General features: G+C 63.3%; 12 protein-coding genes and 2 tRNA genes. All 14 read right to left on the bottom strand.

Features of this window, described 5'->3' with window-relative positions; translation table 11 throughout:
* Positions 1 to 86 precede the first annotated feature (86 nt).
* Positions 87 to 1,598 (bottom strand): transcription termination factor NusA, encoded by a 1,512-nt coding sequence (gene nusA / locus ABE464_RS10535; protein WP_019182690.1) that lies wholly within the window; start codon positions 1,596 to 1,598, stop codon positions 87 to 89.
* 4 nt (positions 1,599 to 1,602) lie between these two features.
* Positions 1,603 to 2,193 (bottom strand): ribosome maturation factor RimP, encoded by a 591-nt coding sequence (rimP, locus tag ABE464_RS10530; RefSeq protein WP_346471891.1) that lies wholly within the window; start codon positions 2,191 to 2,193, stop codon positions 1,603 to 1,605.
* A 747-nt stretch (positions 2,194 to 2,940) separates the two neighbouring features.
* Positions 2,941 to 3,017, bottom strand: a tRNA-Met gene (locus tag ABE464_RS10525).
* A gap of 24 nt (positions 3,018 to 3,041) precedes the next feature.
* Entirely contained in the window at positions 3,042 to 3,227 is a 186-nt protein-coding gene (locus ABE464_RS10520) for a hypothetical protein (protein WP_346471890.1), read from the bottom strand.
* A gap of 26 nt (positions 3,228 to 3,253) precedes the next feature.
* Positions 3,254 to 3,330: transfer RNA gene (locus ABE464_RS10515), tRNA-Met, on the bottom strand.
* 121 nt (positions 3,331 to 3,451) lie between these two features.
* Complete coding sequence (gene nuoN / locus ABE464_RS10510; RefSeq protein WP_259261441.1) at positions 3,452 to 4,912, bottom strand: NADH-quinone oxidoreductase subunit NuoN; 1,461 nt, start codon at positions 4,910 to 4,912, stop codon at positions 3,452 to 3,454.
* 36 nt (positions 4,913 to 4,948) lie between these two features.
* Complete coding sequence (locus ABE464_RS10505; protein ID WP_179458355.1) at positions 4,949 to 6,457, bottom strand: NADH-quinone oxidoreductase subunit M; 1,509 nt, start codon at positions 6,455 to 6,457, stop codon at positions 4,949 to 4,951.
* Positions 6,458 to 6,480: 23 nt separating this feature from the next.
* Positions 6,481 to 8,673, bottom strand: a complete 2,193-nt coding sequence (gene nuoL / locus ABE464_RS10500; RefSeq protein ID WP_346471889.1) for an NADH-quinone oxidoreductase subunit L — start codon at positions 8,671 to 8,673, stop codon at positions 6,481 to 6,483.
* Positions 8,674 to 8,680: 7 nt separating this feature from the next.
* Positions 8,681 to 8,986 (bottom strand): NADH-quinone oxidoreductase subunit NuoK, encoded by a 306-nt coding sequence (gene nuoK, locus ABE464_RS10495; protein WP_346471888.1) that lies wholly within the window; start codon positions 8,984 to 8,986, stop codon positions 8,681 to 8,683.
* On the bottom strand, positions 8,983 to 9,639 hold the full coding sequence (locus ABE464_RS10490; RefSeq protein WP_346471887.1) for an NADH-quinone oxidoreductase subunit J: 657 nt from the start codon (positions 9,637 to 9,639) through the stop codon (positions 8,983 to 8,985). The genes nuoK and ABE464_RS10490 overlap by 4 nt, the downstream gene beginning before the upstream one ends.
* A 9-nt stretch (positions 9,640 to 9,648) precedes the next feature.
* Positions 9,649 to 10,137, bottom strand: a complete 489-nt coding sequence (nuoI, locus tag ABE464_RS10485) for an NADH-quinone oxidoreductase subunit NuoI (RefSeq protein WP_017355930.1) — start codon at positions 10,135 to 10,137, stop codon at positions 9,649 to 9,651.
* A gap of 3 nt (positions 10,138 to 10,140) precedes the next feature.
* Positions 10,141 to 11,232 carry an NADH-quinone oxidoreductase subunit NuoH gene (gene nuoH, locus ABE464_RS10480; protein ID WP_102788058.1) on the bottom strand — a complete coding sequence of 364 codons (1,092 nt, stop codon included), beginning with the start codon at positions 11,230 to 11,232 and terminating at the stop codon, positions 10,141 to 10,143.
* Entirely contained in the window at positions 11,229 to 13,463 is a 2,235-nt protein-coding gene (gene nuoG, locus ABE464_RS10475; protein WP_346471886.1) for an NADH-quinone oxidoreductase subunit NuoG, read from the bottom strand. The genes nuoH and nuoG overlap by 4 nt, the downstream gene beginning before the upstream one ends.
* Complete coding sequence (gene nuoF, locus ABE464_RS10470; RefSeq protein WP_346471885.1) at positions 13,460 to 14,800, bottom strand: NADH-quinone oxidoreductase subunit NuoF; 1,341 nt, start codon at positions 14,798 to 14,800, stop codon at positions 13,460 to 13,462. The genes nuoG and nuoF overlap by 4 nt, the downstream gene beginning before the upstream one ends.
* Position 14,801: the final 1 nt, after the last annotated feature.

The raw sequence follows: 14,801 nt of genomic DNA, 5'->3' as shown, positions 1-14,801 counted from the left end.
ATGATCTGGTTGGCGCTCCCTCGAAACGTGCGAAGGCAGCGCGGAGTCTAAGCCCTGAGCGGGTCAGGGCACTGTTCATCGCTGGCTCATTCGCCGCGCTCCAGGCGGGCGATCTCCTCGGCTCGGGCGGCAAGGATCAGGGCGGCGGCGCGCTCCTGGTCCATGTCCTCGATGCCGAACTCGAGGATCTCGTCGGCGGCCAGGTCCGACAGGTCCTCACTGGTACGCACGCCATGACCGGCCAGGGCGTAGGCGGTTGCCTCGTCCATGCCTTCCAGGGCGAGCAGGTCTTCCGACGGCGAGCCGTCCTCCAGACCTTCTTCCACCGCCAGCGCTTCGTTGAGCAGCGCATCGCGGGCACGGGCACGCAGCTCTTCGACGATGTCTTCGTCGAAGCCTTCCACGGCCAGCAGTTCGCCGACCGGGACGTAGGCGATTTCTTCCACGGTGTTGAAGCCTTCGGTCACCAGGATGGCGGCGATTTCTTCATCCACTTCCAACTTGTCCATGAACAGCTGGCGGGCAACGCCCTGCTCTGCCTCGGACTTGGCGGTCACCTGGTCCTGGGTCATCACATTGAGCTGCCAACCGGTCAGGCGGCTGGCGAGGCGCACGTTCTGGCCGCCCTTGCCGATCGCCTGCGCCAGGCGCTCTTCCGCCACGGCCAGGTCCATCGAGTGCTTTTCTTCATCGACGATGATCGACTGCACTTCCGCCGGCGCCATCGCATTGATGACGAAGTTGGCGGGGTTCTCGTTCCACAGCACGATATCCACGCGCTCGCCATTGAGCTCGTTGGACACGGCCTGCACGCGCGAACCGCGCATGCCGATGCAGGCACCGATCGGATCGGTACGCGAATCGTGGGCCAACACGGCGATCTTGGCGCGGTCGCCCGGATCACGGGCACAGGCCTTGATCTCGACCAGGCCCTGGCCGACTTCCGGCACTTCGAGCTTGAACAGTTCGATCATGAATTCCGGGGCGGCGCGGCTGATGAACAGCTGCGGGCCACGCGGTTCCGAACGGACTTCGGCCAGGTAACCGCGCACGCGGTCGCCAGCGCGCAGTACGTCGCGCGGAATGCCCTTGTCCTTCGGGATGAAGGCCTCGGCGTTGCCGCCCAGGTCCACATAGATGTTGCCGCGCTCGGCGCGCTTGACCACACCGGTGACCAGTTCGCCAACGCGATCCTTCCACGCATCGACCACCTGCTGACGCTCGGCCTCGCGCACGCGCTGGACGATCACCTGCTTGGCGGCCTGTGCGGCGATACGGCCGAAGTCCGGGTTTTCGATCTGCTCTTCGATGAAATCGCCGACTTCCACGCCGTCGGCTTCATCGATGGCGTCCATCAGACGGATCTGGCGGTCCGGAGACTCCATGACCACGTCATCGGCCACCACTTCCCAGCGGCGGAAGGTTTCGTAGTTGCCGTCCTTGTGGTCGATCGACACACGGGCCAGCACTTCTTCTTCCGGGTAACGCTTTTTGGCAGCCGAAGCCAACGCTGCCTCGATGGCATCGAAGATGACTTCGCGCGGAACGCCTTTTTCGTTGGCGACCGCATCCACTACCAGCAAAAGTTCCTTGCTCATTGGCTCACTCCGCGCGCGGCTTTTTGGCCGCCGGCTCGTTGGATGGTTTCTTGTTCGCCTTGCCACCCTGTTTGGGTGCCGGGCCAGTCGGTTTGGTCGGAGCCAGGCCGAGGGCGGCCCAGTCCGGCATGATGCGCGCCTTGTCGATGTTCTCGATGTCGGCGGTAAACGGGGCATTGTCCACCTTGAAGGTGACCGTGCCTTGTTCGATATCCACGGCGAGGATTTCGCCCTGCAGACGACGACGGCCGTCCTGCGGCAGCTTCAGCGTCACCTTGGCGGATTCGCCGACGGCGCGCTCGAACTGGTCGCCGGTGAACAGCGGGCGGTCCACGCCCGGCGAAGACACTTCCAGCGTGTAGTTCGCCGTGATCGGGTCTTCGACGTCCAGCTGGGCGGACACTTCGCGGCTGACGCGTTCGCAGTCGTCGATGTTGACGATGCGCTCGGGCTGTTCGGCCAGCGGCACGTCGATGTACAGGCGCAGCGTGGCACCACCCGGGGCGGTCAGATATTCCACGCCCAGCAGCTCGAGACCCAGCGACTGAACGGTGGGGGCGAGCAGATTCGCGATTTCGGTTGCCTTGTCGCTCACAGTCGGCCTTGATTCGTTGAAAAGAAATACGGTCTGGTCCACGGCTTGGACCACCTTCCGGAAACAACAAAGGGCCCGTTGGGCCCCTGTCCGGTACAACTCCGGTCATGCTGGATTCCGGTGCAGATGCGCACGTGGTGCACGTCTGCGAGCCCAGCGTTCCGGGGGGTCACGGCGGCCTGGGTACAGGTTGCCGTTCCTGGAAGCCGGTCGCGGGGCCTGTTCATATCCGTTGAGGGGATATGAGTAGACAGTCCGCTAAGCCACTGATGATAGCCGTTGCACCGCGCTGGTGCAATGGTTGGGGTGGCTTGGCGCCTCACCATTTGGAAAGCTGAACGGCAAAAGCCGCTGTTTCGGCCTTCGTCGTGGGCAGCGGTGCGGGCAGGTCCGCGGGACGCGCCGTGAACCCGTCCATGGGGGCTCATGGGCGACATCCATGTCGCCCCAATGGTCCCGCCAACCTGCCCACACCGCTGCCTACGGAAATGGCTGGTCAGTCATTGAGGTCACAAGCAAAAGCAGAGCAACATTCCAAACGACTACTCGTCACTAATCTTGGGTGCACTTCAATCATCGTTGGCGCAACTGCAACTGCAATCGCAATCGCAACCGCAACAGGAGCCGCCGCCCGCGCTCTGCCACGCATCCACCGTCGCGCCGACGATGTCGATGCCACAACGAAAAAAGCGACCTCGTTGCCGAGATCGCCTTTTCGTCTACTGCATCTGCACTGCAGATTTTCTGTGGTAGCGGGGGCAGGATTTGAACCTGCGACCTTCGGGTTATGAGCCCGACGAGCTGCCAGACTGCTCCACCCCGCAGCAGAAGCGGAATTGTAAGGGAGTTTAAGTTCCCGTGCAACCCCTTTGAAACATTGGCTGTGCAAAAGCCCATAAGCCAAAGCCAAAGCCAAAGCCAAAGCCAAAGCCAAAGCCAAAGCCAAAGCCAAAGCCAAAGCCAAACAGGCAATGCGATCCAAGCCCTGGAACGAAAAAAGCGACACCGTTTCCGGTATCGCTTGATTCGTCCACTGCCTCCGGTTTACACCGGAGCTATATGGTAGCGGGGGCAGGATTTGAACCTGCGACCTTCGGGTTATGAGCCCGACGAGCTGCCAGACTGCTCCACCCCGCAGCAGAAGCGGATGAGTGCGGAAGACCTTAAGGACTTCCTAGCAACGATGTTCTGGCGAAACCGCTGCATCAACAACTCAGGAGATGAATATTACACGAGTTGCGCACGTTTGTATCGTTTTTTACGAAATATGTGCAAATGCCTGCTGGCACCACACCATGATCGGGTTCCATGCCACGCCCAGGGCCAGCAGCGCCAGGGCGTTCACGCCCAGCACCACACCCAGCACGCGGTCGTTGTTGGCCGGCAGCGGCTCGCCCACCGGCTCATCGAAGTACATGACCTTGATGACGCGCAGGTAGTAGAAGCAGCCGATCACGGCGCAGATCACGCCGACCATGGCCAGCCACAGCATGTCACCCTGGATCGCGGCACCGAGCACGGCCAGCTTGGTCCAGAAGCCCAGGAACGGCGGGATGCCTGCCAGCGAAGCCATGATGCACAGCACCAGGCCGGCCATCCACGGGTTGCGGGCGTTGAGGCCCTTGAAGTCCTCGATCTTCTCGGCTTCAAAGCCATTGCGCGACAAGGCGATGATCGCACCGAAGGCGGCCGTGGACATGATCGCGTAGCTCAGGGCGTAGAACAGCGCCGCCGAGTAACCGCGCTCGCCACCACCGGCCATGCCCATCAGCAGGAAGCCGATGTGCGAAACGGTCGAGAAGGCCAGCATGCGCTTGAGGTTGGTCTGCGCGATGGCCATCAGGTTGCCGATCACCAGCGACAGTGCGGCCAGGCCACCGATCAGGTACTTCCACTCGTCGGCCAGCGGACCCACGCCCATTTCCAGCAGGCGGTAGGCCATGCCGAACGCGGCGAGCTTCGGGGCCGAGCTGATGAACAGCGCGACCGGTGCCGGAGCACCCTGGTACACATCGGGCAGCCACATGTGGAACGGGGCCGCGCCCAGCTTGAAGGCCACGCCGGCGATCATGAACACCGCGCCGGTCAGCAGCAGCATCTTCTCTTCGGTATGCGGAATGGCCGCATTGATGGCGTCCAGGTGCAGCGAACCGGTGGCGCCGTAGATCAGCGACATGCCGTACAGCAGCAGACCCGAGGCCAGCGAACCCAGCACGATGTACTTCATCGCCGCTTCCGAGGCCAGACCGTTTTCACGGTTGCTGGCGACCAGCGCGTAGGAGCACAGCGCCAGCAGTTCCAGGCCCAGGTAGACCATCAGCAGGCTGCCGGCCGAGACCAGGATCATCATGCCCGCGGTGGCGAACAGGATCAGCACCGGAATCTCACCCTGATAGAGCTTGCGCTCGCGCAGGTAGCTCCAGCCGTAGATCAGGGTCAGGCCGCTGCACAGCACGATCACGGTCTTCATCACGTCGGCCGCGGTGTCGCGGACGAACATGCCGTGGAAGACCTCGCCCTGCCCGCCCACTCCGGTGGCGAGCATGAAGAACACGACCGCCAGCGCGGCGACCGAGAACAGGTGGGTCCAGATCTTGTTCTTCTCACTGATGAAAAGATCAAGCATCAACAGGGCGAACGCACTGCCGACCAGCACCAGCTCGGGAGCGAGCGGCGGGAGGTCAGCGGCGGTCAGTGGCAACAGCGGCGAGGTGGTCATCATCAAATCCTGGAATCAATACTCTCGACGGCCCGATTACAGCAGCTTGCTGGATGCGATCTGCATCGCCAGCTTCGCGATCGAGGGCTCCATCAGGTCGGTCAGCGGCTTGGGGTACAGGCCCAGGGCAAGGGTGCCCACGGCGAATACACCCAACACCAGCCACTCGCGACCGTTGATGTCCTTCAGTTCGGCGACATGGGCGTTGGCCACTTCACCGAAGAACACGCGCTTGTACAGCCACAGCGTATACGCCGCGGTGATCACCAGGGTGCTCGCCGCGCCGAGTGCCAGCCACGGATTGCGCTGGAAGCTGGCCATGATGATCATGAATTCACCGACGAAACCGCTGGTACCCGGCAGGCCGGCATTGGCCATGAAGAACAGCATGGCAAAGGTGGCGAACCAGGGCATGACGTTGACCACGCCGCCGTAATCGGCGATGCGGCGGCTGTGCATACGGTCGTAGAGCACGCCGACGCAGGAGAACATCGCGCCGGACACGAAACCGTGCGAGACCATCTGCACCATCGCACCCTGCAGGCCCAGGCGGGCCGCATCCGGGTTGCCGGCGTCACGCACCAGCCACATGGCGATGAACGTACCCAGGGTCACGAAGCCCATGTGCGCGATCGACGAATAGGCGATCAGCTTCTTCATGTCGTCCTGCACCAGGGCGACCAGGCCGACGTAGATCACCGCCACCAGCGACAGCGCGATCACCAGCCAGGCCCACTCATGCGAGGCGTCCGGCACGATCGGCAGGTTGAAGCGCAGGAAGCCGTAGCCACCGATCTTCAGCGCGATCGCCGCCAGGATCACCGAACCGGCGGTCGGTGCTTCCACGTGGGCGTCCGGCAGCCAGGTGTGGACCGGGAACATCGGCACCTTGACCGCGAAGGCGATCAGGAAGGCGAAGAAGATCCAGGTCTGCTCCTTGCCCGACAGCTGCAGTTGGTACAGGTCGGCCAGCTGGAAGCTGCCGCCCTTCAGGTACAGGTAGATCAGGGCCACCAGCATCAGCACCGAGCCGAGGAAGGTGTACAGGAAGAACTTCAGCGCGGCGTAGATGCGGCGCGGGCCGCCCCAGACGCCGATGATCAGGAACATCGGGATCAGCATCGCTTCGAAGAACACGTAGAACAGCATCGCGTCCGTCGCGGCGAAGATACCGACGGTGACACCTTCCAGAATCAGGAAGGCAGCCACGTACTGGTTCACGCGCTTGTCGATCGCGCTCCAGGCACCGATCAGGGCCAGTACCGAGACCAGCGTGGTCAGCAGGATCAGCGCGATGGCGATGCCGTCGACGCCGAGGTTGTAGCCGATGTCGTAGGCGGGGATCCAGGCGCGGGTCTCGACGAACTGCAGCGCGTCGATTCCCGTGTCATAGCCGCTGAGCAGCGACAGGCTGGCCACGAAGGTCAGCACCGCCACACCCAGCGACGCCCACCGGGCGGTCTGGGCATCACGGATGGCAAGGATCAATGCACCGCCGATGATCGGCAGCCAGATGAGAACACTAAGTAGGGGCCAGTTCGACACGTCTTCTTATTCCGTACAGGTCATCAACGCAGGTAATGCATCAGGACGCCCAGGAGGGCAATCAGGCCGATGATCATCGCGAAGGCGTAGTGATAGAGGAAACCGGATTGGGTGCGACGCAGCAGGTTGGCCGCCAGATCGATCAGGCGCGCCGAACCGTTGACCACCACACCATCGACCACATTCGTGTCGATCGCGCGCGAAACCTTGCCGAGCTTGATACCGCCGCCGGCGAAACCGCCGATCCAGAGCTTGTCGAAGCCGTACTTGTTCTCCAGCACCGACACGATCGGCGCGAAGGTCTTGCGGGCCTTGCCGGCCAGTTCCGGCTTCCACAGGTAGAACAGCGCCGCCAGCAGGAAGCCGACCACCGTCAGGATGAAGGCCGGGGCCATCATGCCGTGGATAGCGAAGGCAACCGGGCCGTGGAACTCTTCGGCCAGCGCACCGATGGTGTTGCGCGCGGGGTCGTAGAAATCAACGATGCCGGTGAAGAACGAATGCACCTGGCCCGGGATGGCGGTCTCGGCATGGTGGCCGGCCCAGTCGGTGCCGTACAGCATCGGACCGATGCTGAAGAAACCGATAACCATCGAGGGGATCGCCAGCAGGATCAGCGGCAGCGTCACCACCCACGGGGTTTCGTGCGGCTCATGGGCGCCATGGCCGTGGCCATGATCGTCATGATGCGCGTCGCCATGGTGGGCATCGGCTGCATGCGCGTCGGCGGCGTGGTGACCGTCATGGCCATGGCCGTGATCGTCATGCGCATCGCGGAAGCGCTCCTTGCCATGGAAGGTCAGGAACAGCAGGCGGAAGCTGTAGAAGCTGGTGACGACCACGCCACCGAGCACCGCCCAGTACCCGTAGGTCGCCACCCAGCTCGAGGACACGTGCGCGTGGTGCTGCGCGGCCTCGATGATGGTGTCCTTGGAATAGAAGCCGGAGAAGAACGGGGTACCGACCAGGGCCAGCGTACCGATCCACATGGTGATGAAGGTGATCGGCATGTACTTGCGCAGGCCGCCCATCTTGCGCATGTCCTGCTCGTGGTGCATGGCGATGATCACCGAGCCCGCGCCGAGGAACAGCAGCGCCTTGAAGAAGGCGTGGGTCATCAGGTGGAACACGGCGGCCGAGTACGCCGACACACCCAGGGCGACAGTCATGTAACCCAGCTGGGACAGCGTGGAGTACGCGACGACGCGCTTGATGTCGTTCTGCACGATGCCGATCAGGCCGGTGAAGAACGCGGTGGTGGCACCGATGAACAGCACGAAGTTCAGCGCGGTCTGCGACAGCTCGAACAGCGGCGACATGCGGGTGACCATGAAGATGCCCGCGGTGACCATCGTCGCGGCGTGGATCAGGGCCGAGATCGGGGTCGGGCCTTCCATCGAGTCCGGCAGCCAGACATGCAGCGGCACCTGGGCCGACTTGCCCATTGCACCGATGAACAGGCAGATGCAGATGACGGTCGCGACCGACCAGATCACCGGCTCGCTCATCACCGGGATGGAGGTGCCGAACAGGTTGATCGTGCCCGACCAGATCTGGATCAGCGCATCCGGGTGGCCCAGCACCTGGGCATTGGCGAACACGGTGGCGTAATCCAGGGTGCCGAACACCCACAGCACGCCGGCGATGCCGAGGATGAAGCCGAAGTCACCGACACGGTTGACCAGGAAGGCCTTCATGTTGGCGAAGATGGCGGTCGGGCGCTTGAACCAGAAGCCGATCAGCAGGTACGACACCAGGCCCACCGCTTCCCAGCCGAAGAACAGCTGCAGGAAGTTGTTGCTCATCACCAGGGTGAGCATCGAGAAGGTGAACAGCGAGATGTAGCTGAAGAACCGCTGGTAGCCCGGGTCATCCTGCATGTAGCCGATGGTGTACACGTGCACCAGGAAGGACACGAAGGTCACCACGACCATCATCATCGCGGTGAGCTTGTCGACCATGAAGCCGACGTGCGCCGAGTACTGGCCCACTTCGAAGAACGTGTAGATGTTCTGGTTGAACGGCTGGGCACCGCCCCACAGCAGCATGTACAGCACGTAGCTGGACAGCACGCAGCTGACCGCCACGCCGAGGATGGTGACCGCCTGCGCGCCAGCGCGACCGACCTGACGACCGAACAGGCCGGCGATGATGCTGCCGAACAGCGGTGCGAGCACCACTGCGATCAACAGACTCTTGGAGAGAGTGATTTCCATCTACGGATCAGCCCTTCAGCGAATCGACTTCGCCGACATTGATGGTGCGGCGAGTACGGAACAGGGTTACCAGGATCGCGAGGCCGATGGCGGCCTCGGCCGCGGCCACGGTCAGGATGAAGAAGACGAACAGCTGTCCGCCCGTATCACCCATCTCACGCGAGAACCCGACGAAATTGATGTTGACCGACAGCAGCATCAACTCGATGGACATCAACAGCACGATGATGTTCTTGCGGTTGAGGAAGATGCCGGCAAGGCTGATGCAGAACAGCACTGCGCCCAGCGCCAGAATGTGGCCAAGCGTGATCATGGCTGCGCCTCCTCGTTGCTGGACGGCTTGATGTTGGTGTGCACGACCGGCTTTTCGGCATCCATCTTGACGATGCGCAGGCGGTCGCTGCCCTTGACCATGGTCTGCTCGGACGGGTTCTGGGTCTTCAGGCCGGTGCGGCGACGCAGGGTCAGCATCACGGCCGCAACCACGGCCACGGTCAGGATGACGGCGGCGAACTCGAACGGCAGCAGGTACTCGGTGAACAGGCTGCGGGCCAGCCAGGTGATGTTGGAGGTGTCGGCGGCCAGCGCGGCGGCGTTGTCGGCCGGGAACGGATTGACCGCCCTGCCCTTCACACCGATCAGCACCAGCATCTGCACCAACATCGTCACCGCCACCACCAGCCCGACCGGCAGGTAACGCACCCAGCCCTCACGCAGGTTGGAGGGATCGATGTCCAGCATCATCACCACGAACAGGAACAGCACCATCACCGCGCCGACGTAGACCAGCACCAGCGCGACACCGAGGAACTCGGCCCCGACCAGGATCCAGATGCAGGCCACGGAGAAGAAGGTCAGGATCAGGCACAACACGGCATAGACCGGATTGCGCACGCTGATCACCGCCGCAGCGGAAATGCCCGCCACGATGGAGAAGACCCAGAAACTGATATTTACCCAATCCATCATTCGACCTCAGCGGAAAGCGGCATCGGCGGCGCGACGCTCGGCGATCTCGGCTTCAAGCCGATCACCGATGGCCAGCAGCTGCGGCTTGGTAACGATGTTCTCGCCACGGTTCTCGAAGTGGTACTCGAGAATGTGGGTCTCGACGATCGAGTCCACCGGGCAGCTTTCTTCACAGAAGCCGCAGAAGATGCACTTGAACAGATCGATGTCGTAACGGGTGGTACGGCGGGTGCCGTCCTCGCGCTTGGCCGAATCGATGGTGATCGCCAGCGCCGGGCACACCGCTTCGCACAATTTGCATGCGATGCAGCGTTCCTCGCCGTTAGGGTAGCGGCGAAGTGCATGCAGACCGCGGAATCGCGGCGACTGCGGGAACTTCTCCATCGGGTACATCAGCGTGTACTTGGGCTTGAAGGCGTACTTCAGGGTCAGCCACAGACCACCGAGCAGCTCAAGGAGCAGCAGGCTTTTGAAGTAATGGGTAATTCGGTTCATCGCTTAGACGCCCTTCTGGATCACGCCGTAAAACACCATCAACGCCGTCACTGCAATCCAGAAGATGGTGAGCGGGATGAAGACCTTCCAGCCCAGACGCATGATCTGGTCGTAACGGAAGCGCGGGAAGCTGGCACGGAACCAGATGTAGGAGCTGGCGAAGAAGAAGACCTTCAGCAGCAGCCACGGCCAGCCGCCCTTCCAGATCCAGTCGATCCACGGCGAGATGTCTGCCGTGATCCACCCCTGGAGCGGGCTCAGCCAACCACCGAGGAAGAAGATCGAGATCAGGAAGCTGATCAGGATCATGTTGGCGTATTCGGCCAGGAAGAACAGCGCGAAGGCACCACCGGAGTATTCGACCATGTGGCCGGCCACGATTTCCGATTCACCTTCCACCACGTCGAACGGCGCGCGGTTGGTTTCGGCGACGCCGGACACCCAGTACACGATGAACAACGGGAACAGCGGCAGCAGGAACCAGTCGAACAGACCGGAGTTGCCCGCCTGCGCCATCACGATGTTGCTCAGGTTGAGGCTGCCCGAGGCGATCATGACGCCGACCAGGGCAAAGCCCATCGCGATTTCGTAGCTGATCATCTGCGCCGAGGCGCGCATGGCACCCAGGAACGCGTACTTCGAGTTGGACGCCCAACCGGCCAGGATGATGCCGTACACGCCCAGCGAGGTCATCGCCAGCAGATACAGCAAGCCGGCGTTGGCGTTGGACAGCACAATCTGTGCGTCGAAGGGAATCACCGACCAGGCCGCGAAGGCCGGGCCCAGCGTGATCAGCGGCGCAAGGATGAACATCGCCTTGTGCGAGCTGCTCGGCTGGATGATTTCCTTGAACAGCAGTTTGAAGACGTCGGCGAAGGCTTGGAAGATGCCCATGCCGACATACATCGGGCCATGACGCACGTGCATCCAGCCGATCAGCTTGCGCTCCCAGACCACGTAGAAGGCCACCGAGATGATCACCGGCATGGCGATCACCAGGATCTTCAGGATGATCCAGAGCAGCGCGCCGATGTCGCCCAGTGACAGCAGCCACTGGTGCAGCGGGTCGACCGCGTTCAACAGCAATTCGTTCATGCAGCCACCACCGTTACGCGTGCGGCGCCCAGCGGTGCGGTTGCACCGTGGCCCGATTCAATCCAGACCGACCCAGCGGCAACGCGGGCGTCGACCACCACCGGCAAGGTGGCACGACCGGCATCGGTGCCGACCTTGGCCATCTGGCCTTCCACCAACTGCAGGCGGGCAGCGTCGTCGGCGTTGAGCACGATGCGCGGGGCGTTGTTGAGCGGATGCGATTGCAGTGCCTGGGCGCGACGGACCACCGCATCGGTGCGGTAGATCGCGGCGGTCGAGGTCACTTCCAGGCCCTCGCCTGCCACCGGCGTTGCCGCCGAAGACGAGACGGCGACGCTGACCGGCGCCAGGCTGGCGCGCAGGCCGGCCAGATCGGTGAACTCGAAACCGGCCAGCGACAGTTCGCCGCCCAGTGCGCGCAGCACGCGCCAGCCCTCACGCGCCTCGCCCGGCAGCTTTCCGCCGGCACGGGCCGACTGCTCGCGACCATCGAGGTTGGTCAGGGTGGCATCCACTTCGGGCAGCGCACCGATCGGCAGGATCACGTCGGCGACGTCGCGGGTCGAAGCACAGGCGAACTGGCTGAAAGCCACCACCTGGGCACCGGCCAGTGCCTTGCGGGCAGCGGCGGCGTCGGCGAAGTCCAGGCCCGGCTCGATGCCGTAGATGGCATAGGCCTTGCGCGGCTGGGCGAGCATGGCGTTGACGTCCTTGCCGGCCGGCAGCACGCCGGCGCGGGTCAGGCCCACGGCATTGGCGCCCTGCGGGATGCGGCACAGCTTGGCACCGGTCGCAGCGGCGAAATCACGCGCGGCAGCGCGGATCGCAGCAGCCTGCGGGTGGTTTTCGGCGATACCACCGACGATCAGCACCGCGTTGCTGGCGCCCTTGACGGCGTCACGCAGCTCGGCGTTGCCCAGTGCGTCGATGAAGGCCGACGGGGCGACGATCTGCTTGCTGGCCAGCTTGAACGCGAAATCGAAGTCCACCGGATTGACGGCGTGGATCTTCGCATTGCGCGTGGTCTGTGCCTTGCGCAGGCGGGCATGCAGCAGCGGCAGCTCGTGGCGGATGTTGCTGCCAAGCACGACGATGCTGTCCGCGCCTTCGATCTCCGCCAGCGGCAGGCCGAACACTTCGGCGGTGGCGGCGTCGGAGAAGTCGCGGTTGTTGATGCGGTGATCGATGTTCGTGGTACCCAGGCCGGTGGCGAGACGGGCCAGCAGTGCGCCCTCCTCGTTCGAGGCCGACGGGTGCACCAGCACGCCGAGGTCGTCGCCCTGGTTGGCAGCGAAGATCTCCTTGGCAGCGGCCAGGCCTTCAGCCCAGCTCACTTCTTTCCACTCGCCATTGACCTTGCGCAGCGGCTTGACCGCACGGTCTTCGCTGTACAGGCCCTGGTGCGAATAGCGGTCGCGATCGGACAGCCAGCATTCGTTGACGGCTTCGTTGTCGCGCGGCACGGCGCGCAGCACTTCGCCGCGGCGCACGTGCAGGAACAGGTTTGAGCCCATCGCGTCGTGGTAACCCAGCGACTCGCGTGCGGTCAGTTCCCACGGACGGGCGCGGAACTGGAACACCTTGTTGGTCAGCGCGCCGACCGGGCAGACGTCGACGACGTTGCCGGACAGCTCGGTGGTCAGCGGCTTGCCGTCGTAGGTACCGATCTGCAGGTTTTCACCGCGGTACATGCCACCCAGTTCATAGGTACCGGCAACGTCGGCGGTGAAGCGGACGCAGCGGGTGCACTGGATGCAGCGGGTCATTTCGGTGGCGACCAGCGGACCGATGTCTTCGTCGGGCACCACGCGCTTGCGCTCGTTGAACCGGCTGACCGAACGGCCATAGCCCAGCGACACGTCCTGCAGCTCGCACTCGCCGCCCTGATCGCAGATCGGGCAGTCCAGCGGATGGTTGATCAGCAGGAATTCCATCACCGAGCGCTGGAACTTCAGCGCCTTTTCACTGCGGGTGGCGACCTTCATGCCATCCATGACCGGCGTGGCGCAGGCCGGTGCCGGCTTGGGCGACTTTTCCACGTCGACCAGGCACATGCGGCAGTTGGCGGCGATCGGCAGCTTCTCGTGGTAGCAGAAGCGCGGGATCGGAATGCCGGCCTTGTCGGCGGCCTGGATGATCATCGAGCCCTTGGGCACGACCAGGGACTGGCCGTCGATTTCGACGGTCACATGATCCGGTGGCACGCTCGGGTTTACGGGTTGCGCGCTCATGCGGCGGCTGCCTCCACCTTCTTGCCGTCAACCATCGAATGACCGTTGACGATGTAGTACTCGAATTCGTCCCAGAACTGGCGCAGGAAGCCCTGGATGGGCCATGCCGCCGCTTCACCGAACGCACAGATGGTGTGGCCTTCGATCTGGCCGGCCACCGTCTTCAACTGGTGCAGGTCTTCCATCGTGGCCTTGCCCGCAACGATGCGCTCCAGCACGCGGTGCATCCAGCCGGTGCCTTCACGGCACGGGGTGCACTGCCCACAGGATTCCTTGTGGAAGAACTGACTGATGCGGCAGGCGAACTTGACGCAGCAGACGCTGTCATCCAGCACCACGATGGCGCCCGACCCCAGACCGGTGCCGAGGGCACGCAGGGTGTCGTAATCCATCTGCAGGCCCTTGAGCTCTTCAGCCTTCAGCACCGGCATCGAGACGCCGCCCGGGACCGCGCCCTTGAGCTTGCGGCCCGGCTTCAGACCACCGGCCATTTCCAGCAGGTCGTCGAAGGTGGTGCCCAGCGGCACTTCGAAATTGCCGCCCTTCTGCACGCAACCGGAGACCGAGAAGATCTTCGGACCGCCGTTCTTGGTCAGGCTCAGGCCCTGGAACCACTCCGGACCATTGCGGATGATCGCCGGCACCGAGGCATAGGTCTCGGTGTTGTTGATCGTCGACGGCTTGCCGTACAGGCCGAAGTTGGCCGGGAACGGCGGCTTGTAGCGCGGCTGGCCCTTCTTGCCTTCCAGCGATTCCATCAGCGCGGTTTCTTCGCCGCAGATGTACGCGCCGGCGCCCAGCGCACCGTAGATGTCGATGTCCACGCCGCTGCCGAGGATGTCCTTGCCCAGCCAGCCGTTCGCGTACGCGTCGGCCAGGGCCTGCTCGAAGTTCTCGAACGGCTCGTGGTGGAACTCGCCACGCAGGTAGTTGTAGCCCACGGTCGAGCCGGTGGCGTAGCAGGCGATCGCCATGCCTTCCACGACCGAATGCGGGTTGTAACGCAGGATGTCGCGGTCCTTGCAGGTTCCCGGCTCGGATTCATCCGAGTTGCACAGGATGTACTTCTGCATCGTGCCCTTGGGCATGAAGGACCACTTCAGGCCGGTCGGGAAGCCCGCGCCGCCACGGCCGCGCAGGTTGGACTGCTTGACCATCTCGATGACCTGCTCCGGCGAGATCTTCTCTTCGAGGATCTTGCGCAGGGCAGCGTAGCCACCGGTCTTGAGGTAGCTTTCATACGACCACGGGGTGTCGTAATGCAGGGTGGTGTAGACCACCTGGTGCGGCAACGGTGCGGGACCGACCGGACCACTGGGTGCGTGATGATGTGCCATG

This window comes from Stenotrophomonas sp. TWI587 (assembly GCF_039674145.1).
Taxonomy (GTDB): domain Bacteria; phylum Pseudomonadota; class Gammaproteobacteria; order Xanthomonadales; family Xanthomonadaceae; genus Stenotrophomonas; species Stenotrophomonas maltophilia_AY.
Note: the sequence above shows the minus strand (reverse complement) of the source record. Positions and strands in the feature narration are given on the sequence as shown.